Source organism: Komagataeibacter sp. FXV3 (genome assembly GCF_015155755.1).
Classification (GTDB): Bacteria; Pseudomonadota; Alphaproteobacteria; order Acetobacterales; family Acetobacteraceae; genus Komagataeibacter.
In genome coordinates, this window is record NZ_VWPI01000116.1 from 1 (window position 1) to 19,412 (window position 19,412).

Here is a 19,412-nt window from a genome sequence, read left to right on the forward strand (position 1 = left end):
AACCCACCCACCGCCACGGAATGGAAGCGCCTTGGCCACGCGCTGGAAGAAGCGCGCGCACAGCATGCGGGCGACCGGGGATACGTGGATGCCTGGCTGGAGGAACTGAGCCAGGCGACGGGTCTGGGCCGGGTCGCAAGCGAGGTGCTTGGCCTGGCCATGTGCTACCGCCTGAATGGTCATTTCGAACAGTTGTGGGATGACCTGTGTGAAAACCGTTCACGCGGGCCATTCCTGTGCGAGGACATCCCCCTGCTTCACCTGCTGCTGGGCCAGGAGGAAGACGCGATCGCCACCGCCCTTGCCCCTGATGGGCAACTGCGCATGAGTGGTCTCATGACCGTGGATGAGGACGGCGACATTACCCTGCTGCCCCGGCTCATGGCGCTGATGAACCGCCGGGCCAGCGTAGTGGGGGATATCCGCTCCCTGCTGCTGGGCCAGCCCCGGGATGCGACCCTGCCGTGGGATGCCTTCGCCCATCTGGGCCAGCAGGCGGAAATCGCGGCAAAGCTGCTGAAGGCCGCGGTCAAACAGCATGCAACCGGCATCAATATCCTGCTGTATGGCCCGCCGGGCACGGGCAAGACCGAATTTGCCGCGACCCTTGCCCGGCATATCGGTGCGACCCTGTACCCCGTGGGCGAGGCCGATAGCGCGGGCGATGAACCATCCCGCCACGAACGGCTGGCCGACCTGCGGTGCAGCACGCGGCTGCTGCGCAACACGGAATCCATCCTGCTGTTTGACGAGGCGGAGGACCTGTTCACCGCCAGCCTGTTCGACCCGCCACAATCCTACAGCCGCGTGTTCTTTCACCGGTTGCTGGAACAGGGTGGCACGCCGGTCATCTGGACGGCCAACGATCTTGATACCCTTGGCCCCGCGATTGCGCGGCGCATGGCGCTGTGCATCGAGGTGCGCCAGCCCGGCATCGGCGTGCGCACACGCCTGTGGCAGGACATGGCGCGTGAGGAAAAGGTCGCCCTTGCGCCCACGGATGCCGCCGACCTGGCCCGTGCCATTCCGGCGGCACCGGCCATTTTCCGCAATGCGCTGCGCTCCACCCATCTGGCAGGGGGCGATTCCGCCATGGCCAGCATGATCGCGACCGGCATTGCCCGGGCGGCTGCGGGCGGGCAGATGCCCATGCCGTCACAACCCGATGTGACGGATTACGATTCAACCCTGATCAATGCGGACTGTGACCTGCAGGCCCTGACCACGCGGCTGGCGCGTCCCGGCGCGCCGCGTGCGGTCTCGCTGCTGCTGTCGGGACCGCCGGGTTCGGGCAAGAGTGCGTATGCACGCCATCTGGCGGAACGGATGGACATGCCGGTGTTGCAGAAACGCGCCTCCGACCTGCTGGACAAGTATGTGGGCCAGAGCGAGCAGCAGATCGCCGCCGCCTTTGCAGAAGCCTGCGACAGCGGGGCCTTCCTGATCATTGACGAAGCCGACAGCCTGCTGGGCGATCGCCGTTCGGCGGAGCGGTCATGGGAAATCAGCCAGGTCAACGAAATGCTGACATGGATGGAACATCATCCCCTGCCATTTGCCTGCACCACCAACCTTGTGGAAAAGCTGGACCCGGCCAGCATGCGGCGCTTCCTGTTCCGCGCGCGCTTTGGCTACCTGACGCCAGACCAGGCGGCACATGCCTTCCGCCGCTTCTTCGGGAAGGATGCACCCGCGGGGCTGCGTCACATCCATACGCTGGTTCCATCCGATTTCGCACTAGTGCTGCGTCGTGCGCGCCTGCTGGATGAAGACCCGACACCCGATGAACTGCTTGGGCGCCTTCAGGCGGAAACGGCGGGGCGGGACGGCAACCGGCGCATCGGGTTCATGTCCTGACATGCGGCGCGCCATGCCGTCTTTTCCAGCAAGGCGGCGTTTCGCGAAGTGTTCGGGAAGTAACCCGCGCGCCTACAGCGACGGTCCCCACATGCCAACAACGAATATGATCGCACCCAGCGCCAGCATGGCGATGTGAAACATGACCTGTCCCGGCATGGAATCGGGGCTTATGTGCAGGCCATGAAAAAACTGGACCACCACCAGCGTCAGGCCAACGACACACAGGCCGATGCGTACGGGGCTGACCGTGGTGGGCCATATCTGGTTTCTGCGGTTCATTGTTGCGTGCCTCCGGGCTTTGGCGCCAGCATGCCATAAAACGCGGCAGCGCAGAAGCAGCACCTGTCCCCGCAACAGGATTTGCCAGCCCCTGTACCCATGCTATGCGCATGGTAGGGCCGTGGGTTGCGGTCAACAGGTAAACTGACAGGAAACAGATGCGTCTTGACCGTTGTGCCATGCCGGGTGGCCTTGCCATCTGTACCATGATGACCCTGATGGCGACGGTATCCGTTCAGGCCAGCGCGCATCCCCACCACCATGGTACAGCCGCCGTGCATCACCATGCGACCCAGACGGCCGATACCGTCCCTGCGGGTCCACCCCTGCCGGACGGGCAGATTTTCCTGCCACCCCCGCCCGGCCCGGACACGGCGCAGCGCGCGGCGGATGCCAGCATTTATGCCGCGACCCGCGTGCTGGAGGGCACGCCGCGATGGAAACTGGCACAGGCGGATAATCGTGATACGCCCGCCCACATGGTCTCGGCCTTTTCCTGTGCTGCCGGTTTCACCCTGCCGCCGGATCACCTGCCTGAACTTGTGGGCCTGGTAACACGGATCGAACATCGCCTGACACCTGCGGTCAATGCCCAGAAAATGCTGTGGAACCGTCCCCGTCCCTTTACCGAAGCGGAACTGTCGACCTGCATCCCGCTGCGGGCCAGCCTGCGGCAGGATCCATCCTATCCTTCGCTCCATGCCACGCTGGGCTGGGTTACGGGACTGATCCTGTCTGACATCCTGCCTGACCGGACGGCATGGATCATGCAGCGTGCCCGCGTTTTCGGGGAAAGCCGGGTCGTTTGTGGCGTACAGTGGCAGAGTGACGTGACGGCCGCGTGGCTGAATGGCGGCGTGCTGTATTCTGCCATGGAACAGGATGAAGGCTTCCGTCAGGAGATGGACGCGGCCCGGGCGGAGGTCGTGGCCCTGCACCCGACCATGTCCGCGCCGCCTGCGGAAGAATGTGCGGTTGAGGCGGACGCCGCGGCCCATCCGCCCCAGTAAGGGGCTGTTTGAAACGTCAGATCCAAAAAACAGCCTGCAAGCATAAGGACGTTTCTGGCGACGCTTTTTTCAGGAAGCTTTGAAGAACCCCCGCCTTTTCGAAAAAAGGCGGTACCCGAAAACTGTCATCATTTAAGGACCAGGTGGAAGAACCTGTTCGGGGTCGTCTTTACCGACGTTCGGAATCCGCGCCACTGCCATCATCCGTAATCCCGGCACGTGACGGGGAATCGGCATCCGGCTCCACCGTGCGGCTCATGCGGGCGACAGCGGCGTCATCGCCAAATCCGCGCCCCGACACGCGACGACGGGGGGCGGGATTTTCCATCAGCACATTTTCCAGCGCCTCGGGGTCGGTGCGCTCGGCTTCATCAAACAGTTCATCGGCACGGGCCTGATCGCCTGCACGCTCGGCCTTCAGCCCGGCTTCCGCCAGCCTGCGCGCGGTACCATGCTTGCCTTCGCCTGCATTGTCGGGACGGTCATCATCGTTCATGAAACGGGACATCGGCTTGTCTCTCCTTGCAATACATGGGTGCGTGACACCGCGACATACGGACAAACACATAGGACAGGGGACGGTTCGCCCCCATATCCGTCATGACACGCTTCATGGCAGATGGGGTGCCCGGCCCGTGCCTGCAACCGGGCCAGACCTGCACCCCACCGGGGGCATCCATGCCTAAAAACCGCCACGGCATGAAGGATATATCCATGTAATATCATGGTGACCATCCATCCCCACCATCCGGGGGCGGAAACATGAAATGGAGTATCCCATGTCCGATCTGATCGTTATCGGTTTTGACAGCCAGGACGAAGCCACGGCTGCCCTGACCGAATGCAAGAAGCTGGAAAAGGAATACCTGCTGGACCTGGAGGACGCGGTTGTCGTCATCCGCACCGCTGATGGCAAGCTGCACCTGCAGCAGAGCGTCAACCTGGAAAAGGTCGGTGCGTCGTACGGTCTGTTCTCGGGCGGCTTCTGGGGCGCGCTGGTTGGCCTGCTGTGCCTGAACCCGCTGGCGGGTTTTGTCGCGGGCAGCATCGTTGGTGCCGGTGCGGGCGCGATCGCGGGCAAGATGTCCGACTACGGCATTGATGACAATTTCATCAAGTCGCTGGGCGCCACCATCCCGGCCAACACGTCCGCGCTGTTCATTCTGGTGCGCAAGTCCCAGCCCGACAAGGTTCTGGCCGACCTGCGTGAGTTCAAGGGCCATGCCCGTGTGCTGCAGACATCGCTTTCCCCGGAAAACGAGAACAAGCTGCGCGCAGCCCTGGGCCAGATGGCAGCCCCTGCCCCGGCGGCCTGAATGCCTGTCCCGCATGCTGCCCATGGCATGTGGGACCCTGCCCACACACAGCCGTGATGACCGGTCACATCGCGTAATGATATGCTGGCTGCATGCCGACCACCCGTAAGCGCCTGCACCGCGTGTTCCTGTCACTTTTTCTGGCCATTCCGGCCTCTGTCACATGGCATGGTCCGGCACAGGCACATGAAAGGCTGCATGTGCAATGGACATCCGACCGTGTCCTGAACGCCGTGGCCGTCGCCGATAACGGGCGCACCTTCATCTCATTCCCCTATTGGGGTGGGGGTGGCAGCGGTCCCACCGTTGCCGAAATCGATGCAGGCGGCCAGCCCCACGCCTTCCCTGATGCACGCTGGAACCATCCCGACGGGACAAAGGGCGACCTGCAGCCCTTCGTACGTGTCAATGCCCTGCGCATCGGGCCGGACGGGCTGTTATGGGTTGTCGATTCAGGGGATGCGAACGTGGGCGGCCCACCCGGTCCCCAAAATGGTGCACCGGCGCGCCTTCTGGCGTTTGACATCATGACCGGGCAGGTGGTGCATGCCCTTTCACTACGGGCGGCCAGCACACCACACAGTTATATGGATGACATCCGTTTCCATGGGGATACGGTTTTCGTAACCGATGCGGGGGATCCGGCGCTGGTGGTGGTCAACCTGTCCACCGGGGTGCAGCGGCGGGTGCTGGCGCATGACCGTTCCACCACCGATGACCGCCCGATGTATGCCGAAGGCCGCATGCTGATAGCCCATGGCCGGCAGGTGCGCATCCATGCCGACCAGCTTGAAGTCTCCCCGGACGGGCAGAAACTGTATTTCCAGCCCAGTTCCGGCCCGATGTGGGTGGCGCCCACGGCGGCGCTGGAAAACCCGGCCCTGTCGGCTGCCGACCTGTCCCATGCCGTAACGCTGTTCCATGACACGCCAACGACGGGCGGAACAGCCATTGACGGGGATGGCAACCTGTATGTGTCGGATGTGAACAGGTTAAGTATCCTGCGCATTACGCCACAGGGAAAAACCACCACGCTGATCCATGACAGGCGACTGGTCTGGGCCGACGCCATGTGGATCGACAGCCATGGCGTGCTGTGGATACCCGCCGTGCAGCTTGACCGGACCGCGACGTTCCAGCCCGATGGAATCTCACGCCTGCATTTGCCGGTTGCAATCTATACCATGGACCTGCACCTGAAACCCGTGCGCTAGGCCACCGGGTCAGAGCTGCTGGATACCGGCGAAATCGAAATCCTGTCCCGCCGGGTTTTCACCCAGACGGATAACGGTGGGCGATGGCATGCTGTAGGGCGGCACCGGCAGGTTATATGGGGCGGGCGCGCCACGGAACACACGCCCGGCGAGGTCGAATTTCGATCCATGGCAGGGGCACGCATAACCACCCGGCCAGTTGCCGCCACCCTGCCCTTCGGGCAGGGGTTTATAGGCTGGCACACAGCCCAGATGGGTGCAGATACCCACCACCACGCCATAGCGCGGGTCCAGCGAACGATGCCAGTTTTTGGCATAGGCCGGCTGCTGCCGGTCATTGGACTGCCCGTCACGCAGCCGTCCGGTCAGGGCGGCATCCTGCAGGGCCGCGAGGGATTCGGGCGTGCGATGGGTAATGAAAACCGGCTTGCCCTGCCATGTCACGACAATCTGCTGTCCCGGTGGCAGGGCGGATATATCCACATCAACCGGCAGATGGGCTGCCGCACTGTCGCGCGGGGCAAGGCTTTGCAGGAAGGGCCACAGGCATGCGCCCGCACCGGCGGCAGCCGTGGCGGTGGTGACAAGCCCAAGGAAATTCCGACGCCCACCGGGTGCCGGTTGTGTATCCGACGCGTTTTCCATCAGAGTGTTTTTATCGCGAACCCGTTCCAAAAGAAAGGGCATACCGTATCTGGATACACCCTTATCCATCAGCACAAAAAGACGCGGCCAGGGGCGGGAAAGCAACGTTCCCTGGCTGTGATGGCCCGGTCGCGCGGGGCCATGCGGCACAGCCGTGCACACACGGATCTGGGGCGTGTATTTCATAATGCTGCACGAACCGGTATCGGGGCTGTGCCGGGTGGCAATTCACGCTAGATTATGCCCTGTCCTGCCCAATCGGGCATGCATGTGGAGATCAATCATGCGGCTTATCCTTGCCCTCCTGCTGCCGTGGCTGCAGTTCTTTACAATTGGCCGCCCCATTGCCGGCATCATCTGCCTTGTCCTGCAGGTGACCGTGATCGGATGGATTCCGGCTGCGATCTGGTCGGTCTATGCGCTGAGCCAGTACAAGACCGATCGCAAGATCGCATCCCTGCGACGGTCGTAAAACCTGCATGAAACTTTATATCTACGACCATTGCCCGTTCTGCGTGAAAGCCCGGATCATTTTCGGACTCAAGCACCTGCCGGTCACCGATGTCGTGCTGCTTAATGATGATGTCAGCACGCCAACCCGGATGATCGGGCGCAAGATGGTGCCCATACTGGAAACCAACGGGCACTTCATGGGCGAAAGCATGGATATCGTCGCCCATGTCGACGCCATGGATGGCCGCCCCCTGCTGACCGGGCCAACGCGCCCGGAAACAGGCCAGTGGATACAGGACACGCAGCCTGCCTTCATCCGCCTGGCCCTGCCCCGGTTTGCCGCGGCCCCCTTTGCGGAATTCGCAACGACTGGCGCACGGCTGTATTTTATCGGGAACAAGGAAGCCATGATCGGCCCCTTCAGCACGTGCCTGGCTGAAAGTGCCGCCCTGCGGGCCAGCATGAATATTCACCTTGCCCGGCTTGCCAGCCTGATCCAGCGCCCCGATGCGGTCAACGGCACGTTGTCTACCGATGACATTCACCTGTTTGCCCACCTGCGCAGCCTGACGATAGTGGCGGGTCTCGACTGGCCCATGCCGGTGCGGGCGTATTGCCAGCACATGTCACAGGCTACCGGCATTCCCTTGCTGGATCACATGGCGGCCTGAACGGTTACGCATGGATCATATGAGGGCATGGAAATGCATGGCAACTGTCAGGCCGTCCTGACCGTTTCCCCCGCATGACACCATGGGCAGACAGGGAGACACTCCATGTCAGAATTATATGAAACCGGACAGCCGTATGAACGCCGCCGTTCCACACCGTTCGAAATCTGGATCCGACGGTCGCTGCATGCCCGTTTCGATATGGTCTGCAATGAAAAATTCCCTGTCGAACTCCAGGGGGAGTTTGACCTGTGCTGCGCTACCTATCCCCATATGGAACATGACAGGGACGCCTGATGGCGGGAGCGCATAAACAGACCAGTCAGGTGTGGATTTTTTTAGCCTGACCTGTTCCGAGTCCCGCAGCCACTTGCATAAAGTGCCCGGAAAGGAAAGCGGGGGAATCGCTCTCATGGCGGAAAATAGCCATTTATTGTCTCTTTGCCGCAACACGAATCCAGATTCGCAAGCCTGAATTTGCCTTGAAGGGTTGTGGATAAGTCTGTTGACGCTTTGGGACTCAGGTCATGAAAATGCAGAGTCTTCCCTTTTTCGTGATTTGTTCCCGGCCGGTACTCAGGCTGGCAGGCGCAGGATAACCGTATCGTGTTCCCCTGCCTGCCATTCACGCTTCAGAATGGGTGCGCGGGTACCTTCGGACGCAACCGGATGACCAATCCGCCACGGGTTGCCATTCAGGCGCACGGCTACCCAGCCATCTGGTTCCTCGCCATCTGGCACAAGCCCGACAAGGGTCATGTCCATCATGGGATCATAACAGGCAAACTGCCGGGCACAGTCCTGGAACACCAGTTGCACACTATCATGGGATTGACGGGGGCATGTCAGGTGGATCAGCAGGATTCCAGGCCGTTTTGTTGCATCACTGAATATCAGGCTGCCGCCACCGGGCCGTATCTCGACCGGCAGGATGGTCACGGCATCCGAAATGGCATGGTTGAAAACGATCGTCCCGCCATCAAGGCAAAAAAGCCCCTGGTTCCATCCATGCAGTTCAGACAGGTTCAAACTCAGCCACGCACCGGAACAGGCAAGAATGGACCGCAGGTGGTCAGGGTGCGGCTGACTGTTTTCCCGACGGTACCGGGACAGGGCCAACCGGATCGTGGTCATGTCAAAATGACCCGCGCCAAAGATGACCTGCCCCTCGCCGTATGAAACAGCTGTTGCAGAACCGTACCGCCTGCCCATGTAATATCATCCCCTGTCACATCCGCATGCCTCCCCCCTGCAGGAAAGATGCCGAATAATTTTCTGCTGATATGCTTTGTGAAAAAAATCAGAATTGAAATTTCATGCACTTCAAACAATAAGTCATTAATATAAATTCAAAAACCTTCAGTATGTTTCATATTGTATTTAATTTACATAATTTTTTACCAAATCATGGGCCAGGGCGGACCTGAATACACGGTATGAAAATTGCTGGACGACCTGAACCCATATAAGGCGGACGCATGGGATCTGCCAGATTTCATAAGGCTTTCCATGCTGCAAGCGCGCGCGCGCGTCCCCCGGCAAGGTCAACAATGGGCGCGGGATAGTCTGGGGAGGCGGATAGTCCGGCTTTCCAGGGCGCATGGATGTATTTATTGGGCAGATGGGCAATTTCTGGCACCCATTTCCGGACATAATCACCAGCGGGATCGAATTTCTCCCCCTGTGCGACGGGATTGAATATCCGGAAATAGGGGGCTGCATCCAGTCCGCACCCGGCAACCCACTGCCAGTTGAAGGGGTTGCTTGCGCCGTCCGCGTCCACCAGCGTATCGGCAAACCATGCCTCGCCCACACGCCAGTCAATCAGCAGGTGCTTGGTCAGGAACGACGCCACGACCATTCGCACGCGATTATGCATCCAGCCCGTGTGCCATAACTCACGCATGCCCGCATCAATGATGGGATAGCCGGTTTTTCCCTGCTGCCAGGCCCGCAGGGCAGTGGGATCATGTCGCCAGGACATGTTGTCGTATTCAGGACGCAGGTTGCCGGTACCCATGTCGGAAAAGTCGAACAGGGTCGCATGCGCAAAATCCCGCCATCCCACCTCACTCAGGAAACAGGCACTATCCTGGTCGCCCGGTCCCGACGCATCCACCGCGTGCCAGACCTGCCGGGGGGAGACATGGCCAAAGCGCAGATAGGGCGACAGTCCGGACGTGGCAGGTTGCGCGGGCAGTTCGCGCTGCGTGGCATAGCCATGGATCTGTTCTGCGATGAAGGCATCCAGCCGGGCATGGGCCGCCGCCTCCCCCGGTTGCCACTGCGCACGCAGGCCCTGTGCCCAGTCCGGTCGCACTGGCAGCAGGGCAAGGTCGGCAGGCTGCAGCAGAAATTCCCCGACCGCAGGGGGAACCACGGCAAAAGCAGGCCGGTCGGGTGCGGTCAGTGGCGGCAGGGGTGGTCCCTTGGCCTGCACGGCACGCCACCATGGCGTGAAGACACGAAAGGGCGCGCCCTGTTTCGTCCGGACCTGCCATGGTTCATGCAGCATGTTGCCGGGATGACTGTGCGCCTCAACGCCACGTGCCTTCAACGCTGCCTTCACGTCCGTATCCACCTGCCGGCCATGGGGGCCATAGCGCCGGTTCCACACCACCGCCCCCGCGTCCAGCCGTGCAGCCAGCCACAGCACGCTTTCATGCGTATCCCCGGCCATGATGCATAACCGGCCGCCCTGCGCGCGCATGTCATGGTCCAACGCCGACAGCGCACCATGCAGCCACCATTTTTCGGCCCCGCCCAGGGGGAAAGCCGGATCATGGACATACAGGCACACCACCGGCCCCCGGGACACGGCATCACACAGGGCGGGATTGTCCCCAAGACGCAGGTCGTCACGGAACCACATGATGGTCGGGGCGGTGTCAGACATGGTTGGCTGTATTCCGCTCGGGTTGATGCATAGTCATGATGCCCTGTGTGGGACACAAGCCCCCGCCCCGTCAAATACGTGCCCCCCGTGCGGACGCGCATTCAGTGCGTGGGGGTGACTTCCCGGGCCACGGCGGCATCTTCCTGCTTGTGTTCCGCGTCCTGTGCCTCGTCATCCTCGAACATGGCGCGACATTTGGGGGAAAGCTGGCTGAGCTTGCTTTCCAGGCATTCCGTCATCAGTTTTTCATTCGGAATGTCAAGAAAGCATAGCCGGAACACATCATTCTTGCATGCACTGGCCTGGTCCTCGCGCCCTGCGGCATGCGCACTGGTACTGGCCAGCACGAAAGCCATGGTAAAATGGACTGTCCAGATCAGGCCTTGCGTTCCGTAACGGCGCACGGCGGGAATGCATTGCATCGGGCTGTCTCCCTTCGGAAATGACATGGCAATTTTTGTTATATCATCCAGCGCATTGCACTTTGCCGCCTGAGTCAAGATACATCCATGCAGTGCAGCCATCATGAAAGAATGAATAGGCAGGACGGGGAAAGTTCCCACGTTATCCTGTCCCTGACTTCATAAATCCATGATGGGACAAATCACGCCCGTCCTTCGTTGGCCCCAGTATCCCTGACCATTGAATTGATGAAGGAGCATACCACCATGGCCAATGCAGCAACGGACCAGATCGGACATGCCGCGGACAAGGTTGCGGATACGCTGACGGGGGCACGCACCGATACGTCCGGCCTCATGAGTGCGGTCATTGCCTATATGGGAGACGCCGGCAGCCCCGGACGACGCGAACTGTATGACCGGGCGCGCAAGGCAGGGCTGGAGGCACAGGTCACGCAGTGGGAAAATCACCCGACCAATACCCCGGCCGATGAAAGTGTGGTGACCCGGCTAATCCCCGCCCCGGTCATCGAACGTTTCTCCGCCGAGACGGGACTGTCCCGCAACGCCACCATCAAGGGCCTGTCCGACCTGCTGCCCCACCTGTCACGACTGGATGGCTGATATACGTCCATGACCTGCGGCGTGGCCATGTTTCCTGTTTGCATGGCCGCCCGTGAGCCTATGATGACCCATCTGACATTCAGCAAGCAGGCAGGACGGGTTCATGAACAGCGTCAATTCCACCCCCGCGCAATCATCCGGCGTCGTGATCGTGACAGGCGGCAGCCGGGGTATCGGGCACGCCATAAGCCGCCTGCTTGCACGTGACGGCCATGCCGTCGCCATCAATTATGCCACCAACGCCGCCCCGGCCGAGGAACTGGCCCGCGCCATTACGGCCAATGGCGGCCGCGCGCTGGCCATCCGCGCCGATATATCGAAGCCTGAAGAAATCCCTACCCTGTTCGAACGCGCAGCCGAACTCGGGCCACTTGCGGGGCTGGTCAACAATGCGGGCATTACCGGCACGAAGGTGCGCGTTGATGAGCAGACCGCCGAAACGCTGGATACCCTGTTCAACATCAATGTCCGCGCCACCATGCTGGCCGCGGGCGAGGCCGTGCGCCGCATGTCCACCCGCCATGGCGGAAAGGGCGGGGCGATCGTGAACCTGTCATCGGTTGCCGCCCGTCTGGGCGGCCTGCCGGGACTGGTGCCCTATGCCGCGACCAAGGCTGCGGTCGAGACCTTTACCCGTGGCCTGGCCAACGAAGTCGCGCGTGAGGGCATACGCGTCAACGCGGTCGCCCCTGGCCTGACCGCGACAGACATGGTACCACCGGAAACCGCTAAACTGGCGGAAACCGTCGTGCCCATGGGGCGTGTCGGGCATGTGGATGAAATCGCGCAGGCGGTGGCCTTTCTCCTTTCCCCCGCATCATCGTATATGACAGGAAGCGTGATGACGGTGTCCGGCGGTCGCTAAGGTCAGTCCGGCTACCGAAACAGGAGAAGCACAGCATGTACATTGCCATGAACCGTTTCCGTATCCCGCCTGAAAACGAGCAGGAATTCCGTGAACGTTGGCTGGGACGCGAAGTCCACCTGCGCACCGTACCCGGCTTTGTCAGTTTCCAGTTCCTCAAGGGCCCGACGCATGAGGATTACATCCTCTATGCCTCGCACACCGTGTGGGAATCGTATGAGGCCTTTGTCGGCTGGACGCAGTCCGAACAGTTCCGCGCCGCCCACGCCCATGCGGGCAACCGCAAGCCGCTTATGGCTGGTCCCCCGGTATTCGAGGGTTTTGAAGTCCTGCAGAACATCGAAAACTGATAAGAAACCGTTTGAAATTTCTGAAAAGAAATAGAAGTTTTTGGTGAAGCTTTTTCAAAAAGGAGGCACCCAAAAACTTTTACTTGCCAGTAAGTATTTTTTAAACAGTCACTCATTCACGATCCCATAGCAGAAAGACGTTTTCATGCCGCCAGTCTCCCCTGTGTTCCATCCCGGCCGGCGCGCCATACTTGCCGGGGGGCTGGCCACAGGTGGCCTGTGGGCCGGCGGCCTTGCCGCCCGCGCGACAACCGTGGAAAACCTGCCACAACCGTCCAGCGTCATCTCCACCCCGCCCCGGCAATGGGGAGCGGATGCGCCGGTTACCCCCCTGCCGGACCCCGACATACTGGTGCTGGACCCCGGCTTCGGCAATCTGGCCTATGCCAATGCCGGGCTGAAACTGGCATGGCGTGGCGGGGGATGGCTGGAGGGACCGGCATGGAACAGCGAGGGACGCTTCCTGCTGCTGAGTGACACGATCCGCGCCCAGCAGTACCGCTATCTGTGGGAAAACGGCGCGGTTTCGGTCTTTCGCGACTATTCCTACAACAGCAATGGCAATGCCTTTGACAACGAAGGCCGCCTGGTCAGTTGTGAACACGGCATGCGCCGCGTGGTCCGGTGGGAACATGACGGATCATGCCACGTACTGGCCGACAGTTATGGCGGCGCGCCGCTGAACTCCCCCAATGATGTGGCGATCCACCCTGATGGCAGCGTCTGGTTCACTGATCCCGGTTATGGCGACACGATCGTGGAAGGCCACCCGGATGCCCCGGGCGCCCCGGCCAACCGGGGCGGTATGGAACGCTGGACGCTGGATGGGGAAGTCGTGACCCAGTTTGGCGGCCACAGGCGACAGGAAGACCATGTCTTCCGCGTGGACCCGGCCACGGGCGATGTCCGCGCCGTGCTGACACAGCAGCAGTTGCCGGACCCGAACGGGATTGCGTTCTCACCAGATGGAAAAATCGTCTATGTCATTTCCGATGGACCAGGGCCGGGACAGAACGGGCATGGCGGCGACCAGCATATCCATGCAGGTGACGTGACAGGTGGCGAAGTGCATAACCTGCGCCCCTTTGCCGACATGATGCTGGAGGGCCACCAGATGGTCCCCGATGGCATGCGCACCGACATTTTTGGCAACCTGTGGTGCGGCGCCAACGGGCCGCTGGGGCTGTGTGGCGTGGTGGTGTACAATCCCCACGGTCACATGATCGGGCGGCTGCGCCTGCCACGCGGGGTATCGAACCTGACATTTGGCGGCCCCAAGCGCGATGTGCTGTTCATGTGCGCGGGGGACGCGCTGTTTACCCTGCAGGTGAATACGCAGGGAGCGGCGCCATCCTGATAAATTATTAAAAAATAAAAGTTTCTGGTTACCGCCTTTTTTCAAAAAGGCGGCGTTTAACAAAGCTTTCCAAAAAAAGCTTCACCAGAAACTTTTATCTGTTTTCAGAGATCAGGCCCCGCCTACGCCCTTGCCCACCATGTTCAGCGGGCGGACAAGACGGTCGAAAGTGGCGCCATCGACAAAGCCCGAGGCAAGGGCAGCCTCACGCAGGCTGATATCATGCTCCATGGCCTGATGCGCGATGGCGGAAGCCCGGTCGTATCCGATCTCGGGACTAAGCGCCGTCACCAGCATGACCGAACCCGCCACGTAAGCATCAATCCGCTTGCGGTTCAGGGTCGTGCCCTCAACCGAAAAGACCCGAAAATTATGACAGCCATCGGCAAGGATGCGGATGGCATGCAGCACGTTGGCCACAATGACCGGGCGCATCACGTTCAGGTCAAGCTGTCCCTGACTGCCTGCAAACGCCACCGTGGCGTCATTGCCCAGCACCTGTGTGCAGATCATGACCATGGCCTCGCACTGGGTCGGATTGACCTTGCCGGGCATGATGGAGGAACCGGGTTCGTTTTCCGGCAGGTGCAACTCACCCAGGCCACAGCGCGGCCCGGAGCCGAGCAGGCGCATGTCATTGGCGATCTTGAGCAGGCTGACCGCCACCCCACGCAGACCGGCCGACGCCCGCACCATGGCGTCCAGCCCCCCAAGGGCCGCGAATTTGTTGGGTGCGGTGACAAACGGCCTGTCGGTCAGTGCGGCAATGCGCTTTGCAATGGCGCGGCTGAAACCCGGCGGGGCATTCAGCCCGGTGCCCACCGCCGTACCACCCGCCGCAAGCTGCAGCAGGCCGGGACGTGCGGCCTCGACCGCTTCCAGCGCATCTTCAAGCTGCTGCGCCCAGCCGGACCATTCCTGTCCCACCGTCAGGGGTACGGCGTCCTGCAGGTGGGTGCGGCCGATCTTGACCACCTGCATCCATTCCTCGGCCTTCGCGCGCAGGCTTTCGATCAATTCACGCACGCGGGGCAGCAGGCGGCTGTCGATTTCCAGCAGGGTTGCGACATGCATGGCGGTGGGGAAGGAATCGTTGCTCGACTGCCCCATGTTGACATCGTCATTGGGGTGAACCGGTTTCTTGGACCCGATGGTCCCACCCAGAAGCTGGATGGCGCGGTTGGCGATGACCTCGTTCACGTTCATGTTCGTCTGGGTGCCAGACCCAGTCTGCCAGACAAAGAGCGGGAATTCGGAATCCAGCCTGCCCGCAATCACTTCATCCGCAACACGGCTTATGGCGTCGGCTTTCCATTGCGGCATGCGTCCATCAGCCGCATTGACCTGTGCTGCCGCCTTTTTCACGATACCGTAGGCGTGGCATACCTCAATGGGCATATGGTCCCGCCCGATCGAGAAATGCACAAGGCTGCGCTGCGTCTGCGCGCCCCAGTAATGGTTGGCGGGGACATCGATTTCCCCCATCGAATCCTTTTCGCGCCGTGTGCCGGTGGCATCCAGCCCGATGGGGCAGTCTTTTAACGCTGGGGTGGCAGGTTCAGTCATGGTGGCGTTCCTTCCCTTTATGGTTGCAGGGAATATGGGAATGCCACCGGGCTTTCGCGCCCCCGCCCGGTATCACAAGCGGGTGCGCGGGGTTTTAGAAGTCGGCTTCCAGCGTGAAGTGATAGGCACGTGGCAGGCCGGCATAGGCAGCGCTGGTGCCCGCCGCCGTGACAGCCGTGCCCGCGGCAGTGCCGTTATAGACGGACGACCAGTACCGTTCGTTCGCAACATTGGTCACACCGAAACGAGCCATCCACGGATGCTTGGCCGCACGGAACGGGAACCGCGCCCCCATGTCCAGTGTGACGTAAGACCCGGCATAGGTCGAGTTGTAAACATCCGCCGCACGACGGCCCGTGTAATGGACGTTGGCATTGACCGCCAGACCGTTAAGCGCGAACCCCTGCGAGAACGGAATGCGATAATCCAGCAGCACGTTGGCCTGCAGCGGCGCGACACCCACGGCTTCCTTGTTGGATGTCTTGGCGTTGCCCGTATTCAGTACTTCCGCATCGATCCACGTCATGCCACCGATAACGGACAGGCGCGGCGTGATGTGACCCATGGCCTGGAATTCCACGCCATAATTCCGCTGCGTGCCGAAATTGCCGTAAACATGCGATGTCGGATCGATATAGGCATAGCTGCGGGTTGCACGGAAACCAGCCACGTTGAACTGGATGTTGCGGAACATGTACTTGTAGCCGACTTCAAATTCCTCACTCCGCACGGGCGAAGTGTACTGGTTGTTGTTCACCGCACCAGCCGAAACCGACGTGCCGGCCTGCAGGGAACGACCATAGGTGAAGTAGGCGGTCTGGTTGTCTGCCGGTTTGTAGACAAGGCTGGCCATCGGGCTGAAGGCGGCATCGGCCCGTGCATTCGTGGTCTTTCCCTTGGCCAGATGGGTGGTCGAGACAACGTAGCCATTCACCGTCTGCTTCGTCGCCGCTTCTTCCGTCACCGTCCCGGTGCTGTCCTGATCCAGCCAGCTCCATGCCAGCGTACCCATGGCGGACCAGTGACGGTTGAAATGCACCGTGTCCCCCAGGATCATGGACTGGTACCGCACGTACTGGGATTCGTACTTGCCATGATAATAAGGCTGCGGGCCATTGGCCGCGACGGCCGGATTATACAGCGATGCCGAGGACACGGCGGTATAGCTCTGCCCGCTCAGGGGATTATAGCCCCCTTCCATGTAACCATTGGTGCCGATGACAAGGTCATGCTTGATGAACCCGGTATGCACATGGCCATTGATATAGGCCATGTTACTGCCAACCTTGAAGTCATTGACCGTGGTGGCGGCTGAAATGGTCTGCTTGTAGTCGCCCTGGTTGTTGATCAGCGTATCAGCGGATTCAAATACCTGGCGCCCTGAATCCTGATACAGCCCCCCGATCACGAAGCTCCAGTTATCATTGATCCGGTGCTTGAGCTTGGCGAGGAAAACATTGTTTTCGGAGTTGTAGCCCGCATAGTCCTGCCCCATATGCGGCTTGCTCAGGTCAGGGGCTTCGGGCAACTGCATGTTGTTGAGGTTGACGCCCGCGGGCATGCCACGCTCGTCATACGTGTAATGGCTGGCATCAAGTTCAAGCACGGTATCACGATCGAAATGGATATCGAAATCCGCGCTGACCATGTTACGCCGCACCCAGCTGTCCGGTACATAGGTCGTGCCATCACCATGCAGCAGGTTGATGCGGTAGCCAAACCAGCCATTCTTGCCAAGGCGGCCCGATGAATCGACGTTTTCCATAAGCGTGCCGATGGAATCCACACCAACCACCAGGCGGTTGATGCGTTCATCCGTCGGGCGCTTCAGGCCATATTCAAACGTGCCCGCCGGGTTCTGGGGGCCATACAGCGCACCGGCAAGACCATTGAGCACCTGCACGTTGTCAAACTGTTCCGCCGCGTAGGGTGTGACGGTAAACGCGTTCAGGCCGTCGATGCGGCTGTTGGAAATCACGTCCGCCTCGAACCCGCGTGACTGCGGGCGGCTGGTGCCGGGATCAGCACGTGTTTCCAGCTGGACCGACGGCATGTACTGCATCAGGTCGTTGATGTTACGCGCCTGCTGGTTGACGATCACGTCATGCGGCACGGTCATGATCGACATGGGCGTATCAAGCGTGCGGCGCGTGCCCAGCGGACCAAGATTTGCGGTCTTCTTGTTATAGTTGGCGGCCGCCCCCGCCACCATCCGGTGGTGGCCGATAACCGTCATTTCTTCCGCATTGACGGATGCGACGGCATTATCCGTGGCACCTGCGCGCTTGACGGATGACTGGGTCTTCTTGCCCCTGTCTGGATCCGTATCCTGTGCGTAGGCGGAAGGGATGAGCAGTGCAACCAGACTGGCCGAAAGCATCCACGCCATACCTGCGGTCATTCTGGCCATGAGTATTCCATTTCGTTAGCCATTTTAAACATATCTAGGCGTATATAATCCCCCTGCCGCAGCGTCCATATAGGTATAAATATATTCACTGTTCAGTTATCACATAAGAAGCGACTGTGTCTTTATGGATACAGTTAACTATATACGAATGTATATAGATTGACCATTCCACTATCTGGCCACATGCATCCTTTTCATTACGCACTTTACAGCATGGAACTGTTGCATGAATTTACAAATGAAACAAAAAGCAAATACATAATATTTTCGTTTTTGAAAATTTATTTATTTATAATTTACTATTTTTATTTATTAATTATATGAAATTAACGGCAGGAACGGATACCAGTCAGTTCCCTGATCCCGGATCATCACATTTTCATAAGAAAATGATACAATGAAAACCGACACATACACCTATTCCAGCACCAAGATTGACAGGCCTCCTTCCGTCAATCTTGGCGAATACATGGTATTATAGAGACAATTTATAATATTACGCATATCATAAAGAAGTTTTGGGTGAAGCATTTTCCAAAAAGCTTCAAAAAACGCCAATTTTTTTAAAAAGGCGGCATCCAAAACTTTTATTCATATTTATCAGCAATTTATTTCAAATATTCCTGACCAAAAACCACAGGCAGCAGCATACCCTACGCCCGAATGTGCAGGACAACGGACGCTGCCTATACCTGTGTCAGGAGGAGCATGACCCCGAATCCGATAAACACGATCCCGGTCACAAGGCAGAAAACCCGATGCACCCGCGGCGTACGCAGCCATGCGGACAGAACACGCCCTCCGCTGGCATAGACTAGGTACCACAATGCCTCCACCACCGCGAATGTCAGCACCAGCGTGACATATTGCGGCATGCGTGGCGCAACCGGATTGATAAACTGCGGCAGGAAAGCCGCAGCAAACAGCAACAGCTTGGGATTGCTGATCCCGGTCAGGAACCCGTCGCGAAACAGCGCCCGCATGGTCACGGCAGGCATCAAAGTCATATCCGCCCCGTTACTGTCTGCCGCATCACGCACACGCCATACCCGGATGCCCAGAAACACCAGATATGCCGCCCCGACCACCCGCAGCACCATAAACAGGCGTGGTGACGCCGCCAGTACTCCCGCCATGCCCGCAAGCGATGCGATGACCACCAGTACAATCGCCAGCATGCAGCCCATCATGACGCCCACGCTACGCAGCAATCCATACCGGATGCAGGTTGACATGACATGCATCATGTTCGGCCCCGGCATGGCGGATAAGACAAAGGCTGTGGCGGCAAACAGCAGCCATGTATGAAACGTCACCCGTTTTGCCCTGCCTGTTCATGATGGGGGCCGACACCATGCCGCCTTCCCTTGACGGTAGGCAAGGCGATGATATAAGAATATGTTATATTATAACACTTTGGGTCCTCATGCCGCTTTCCTTTCCTGTCTCCCCCCCGTCCACGGACCAAGACAAACGGACAGCCATGCCGCATCCC

General features: G+C 59.9%; 20 protein-coding genes. 11 read left to right on the top strand and 9 right to left on the bottom strand.

What is annotated here, in order from left to right; translation table 11 throughout:
• On the top strand, positions 1-1,857 hold a 1,857-nt coding region (locus F1542_RS10355), incomplete at its 5' end, for an AAA family ATPase (RefSeq protein WP_193732962.1).
• Between the two features lie 72 nt (positions 1,858-1,929).
• Here the strand turns inward: F1542_RS10355 and F1542_RS10360 are convergent.
• Positions 1,930-2,139: a hypothetical protein gene (locus F1542_RS10360; protein ID WP_010510628.1), complete on the bottom strand. Its 210-nt coding sequence runs from the start codon at positions 2,137-2,139 to the stop codon at positions 1,930-1,932.
• 158 nt (positions 2,140-2,297) lie between these two features.
• On the opposite strand from F1542_RS10360, the gene F1542_RS10365 reads away from it, so the two are divergent.
• A complete protein-coding gene (locus F1542_RS10365) occupies positions 2,298-3,149 on the top strand; it encodes a phosphatase PAP2 family protein (protein WP_193732963.1) in 852 nt (283 codons plus the stop codon).
• 169 nt (positions 3,150-3,318) lie between these two features.
• Here the strand turns inward: F1542_RS10365 and F1542_RS10370 are convergent, their stop codons facing one another.
• Entirely contained in the window at positions 3,319-3,657 is a 339-nt protein-coding gene (locus F1542_RS10370; RefSeq protein ID WP_010510624.1) for a hypothetical protein, read from the bottom strand.
• Positions 3,658-3,928: 271 nt separating this feature from the next.
• Here F1542_RS10370 and F1542_RS10375 point away from each other — a divergent pair, with 271 nt between their 5' ends.
• On the top strand, positions 3,929-4,465 hold the full coding sequence (locus F1542_RS10375; protein WP_193732964.1) for a DUF1269 domain-containing protein: 537 nt from the start codon (positions 3,929-3,931) through the stop codon (positions 4,463-4,465).
• A gap of 92 nt (positions 4,466-4,557) precedes the next feature.
• Complete coding sequence (locus F1542_RS10380) at positions 4,558-5,679, top strand: L-dopachrome tautomerase-related protein (protein ID WP_193732965.1); 1,122 nt, start codon at positions 4,558-4,560, stop codon at positions 5,677-5,679.
• A 9-nt stretch (positions 5,680-5,688) separates the two neighbouring features.
• Here F1542_RS10380 and petA read toward each other — a convergent pair whose 3' ends face one another.
• Positions 5,689-6,324: a ubiquinol-cytochrome c reductase iron-sulfur subunit gene (gene petA, locus F1542_RS10385; protein ID WP_193732966.1), complete on the bottom strand. Its 636-nt coding sequence runs from the start codon at positions 6,322-6,324 to the stop codon at positions 5,689-5,691.
• Positions 6,325-6,607: 283 nt separating this feature from the next.
• On the opposite strand from petA, the gene F1542_RS10390 reads away from it, so the two are divergent.
• The 3 genes from F1542_RS10390 (at position 6,608) to F1542_RS10400 (ending at position 7,745) form a co-directional block, all read left to right on the top strand.
• On the top strand, positions 6,608-6,796 hold the full coding sequence (locus F1542_RS10390; RefSeq protein ID WP_193732967.1) for a YqaE/Pmp3 family membrane protein: 189 nt from the start codon (positions 6,608-6,610) through the stop codon (positions 6,794-6,796).
• A gap of 7 nt (positions 6,797-6,803) precedes the next feature.
• Positions 6,804-7,448 (top strand): glutaredoxin 2, encoded by a 645-nt coding sequence (gene grxB, locus F1542_RS10395; RefSeq protein ID WP_193732968.1) that lies wholly within the window; start codon positions 6,804-6,806, stop codon positions 7,446-7,448.
• Positions 7,449-7,553: 105 nt separating this feature from the next.
• Entirely contained in the window at positions 7,554-7,745 is a 192-nt protein-coding gene (locus tag F1542_RS10400; protein WP_193732969.1) for a hypothetical protein, read from the top strand.
• A 279-nt stretch (positions 7,746-8,024) separates the two neighbouring features.
• On the opposite strand, the gene F1542_RS10405 is transcribed toward F1542_RS10400, so the two are convergent.
• The 3 genes from F1542_RS10405 to F1542_RS10415 form a co-directional block, all read right to left on the bottom strand.
• Complete coding sequence (locus F1542_RS10405) at positions 8,025-8,660, bottom strand: hypothetical protein (protein WP_193732970.1); 636 nt, start codon at positions 8,658-8,660, stop codon at positions 8,025-8,027.
• A 283-nt stretch (positions 8,661-8,943) separates the two neighbouring features.
• Complete coding sequence (locus F1542_RS10410) at positions 8,944-10,344, bottom strand: deoxyribodipyrimidine photo-lyase (RefSeq protein ID WP_193732971.1); 1,401 nt, start codon at positions 10,342-10,344, stop codon at positions 8,944-8,946.
• A 101-nt stretch (positions 10,345-10,445) separates the two neighbouring features.
• Positions 10,446-10,766, bottom strand: coding sequence for a hypothetical protein (locus F1542_RS10415; RefSeq protein ID WP_193732972.1), 321 nt, complete (start codon positions 10,764-10,766; stop codon positions 10,446-10,448).
• A 246-nt stretch (positions 10,767-11,012) separates the two neighbouring features.
• On the opposite strand from F1542_RS10415, the gene F1542_RS10420 reads away from it, so the two are divergent.
• From F1542_RS10420 to F1542_RS10435, 4 genes are all read left to right on the top strand, one after another.
• Positions 11,013-11,369: a YidB family protein gene (locus F1542_RS10420; protein WP_227672660.1), complete on the top strand. Its 357-nt coding sequence runs from the start codon at positions 11,013-11,015 to the stop codon at positions 11,367-11,369.
• Between the two features lie 103 nt (positions 11,370-11,472).
• The gene (locus F1542_RS10425; protein WP_193732974.1) at positions 11,473-12,234 is read left to right on the top strand and encodes an SDR family NAD(P)-dependent oxidoreductase; all 762 of its coding nucleotides are present in this window, start codon (positions 11,473-11,475) and stop codon (positions 12,232-12,234) included.
• A gap of 35 nt (positions 12,235-12,269) precedes the next feature.
• A complete protein-coding gene (locus tag F1542_RS10430) occupies positions 12,270-12,584 on the top strand; it encodes an antibiotic biosynthesis monooxygenase (protein WP_010515802.1) in 315 nt (104 codons plus the stop codon).
• A gap of 145 nt (positions 12,585-12,729) precedes the next feature.
• Positions 12,730-13,941 carry an SMP-30/gluconolactonase/LRE family protein gene (locus F1542_RS10435; protein WP_193732975.1) on the top strand — a complete coding sequence of 404 codons (1,212 nt, stop codon included), beginning with the start codon at positions 12,730-12,732 and terminating at the stop codon, positions 13,939-13,941.
• Between the two features lie 111 nt (positions 13,942-14,052).
• Here F1542_RS10435 and fumC read toward each other — a convergent pair whose 3' ends face one another.
• From fumC to F1542_RS10450, 3 genes are all read right to left on the bottom strand, one after another.
• Positions 14,053-15,507, bottom strand: a complete 1,455-nt coding sequence (gene fumC, locus F1542_RS10440) for a class II fumarate hydratase (RefSeq protein ID WP_193732976.1) — start codon at positions 15,505-15,507, stop codon at positions 14,053-14,055.
• Between the two features lie 94 nt (positions 15,508-15,601).
• The gene (locus tag F1542_RS10445) at positions 15,602-17,908 is read right to left on the bottom strand and encodes a TonB-dependent siderophore receptor (protein WP_227672661.1); all 2,307 of its coding nucleotides are present in this window, start codon (positions 17,906-17,908) and stop codon (positions 15,602-15,604) included.
• A 695-nt stretch (positions 17,909-18,603) separates the two neighbouring features.
• Complete coding sequence (locus tag F1542_RS10450) at positions 18,604-19,233, bottom strand: LysE family translocator (RefSeq protein ID WP_193732977.1); 630 nt, start codon at positions 19,231-19,233, stop codon at positions 18,604-18,606.
• Positions 19,234-19,412: the final 179 nt, after the last annotated feature.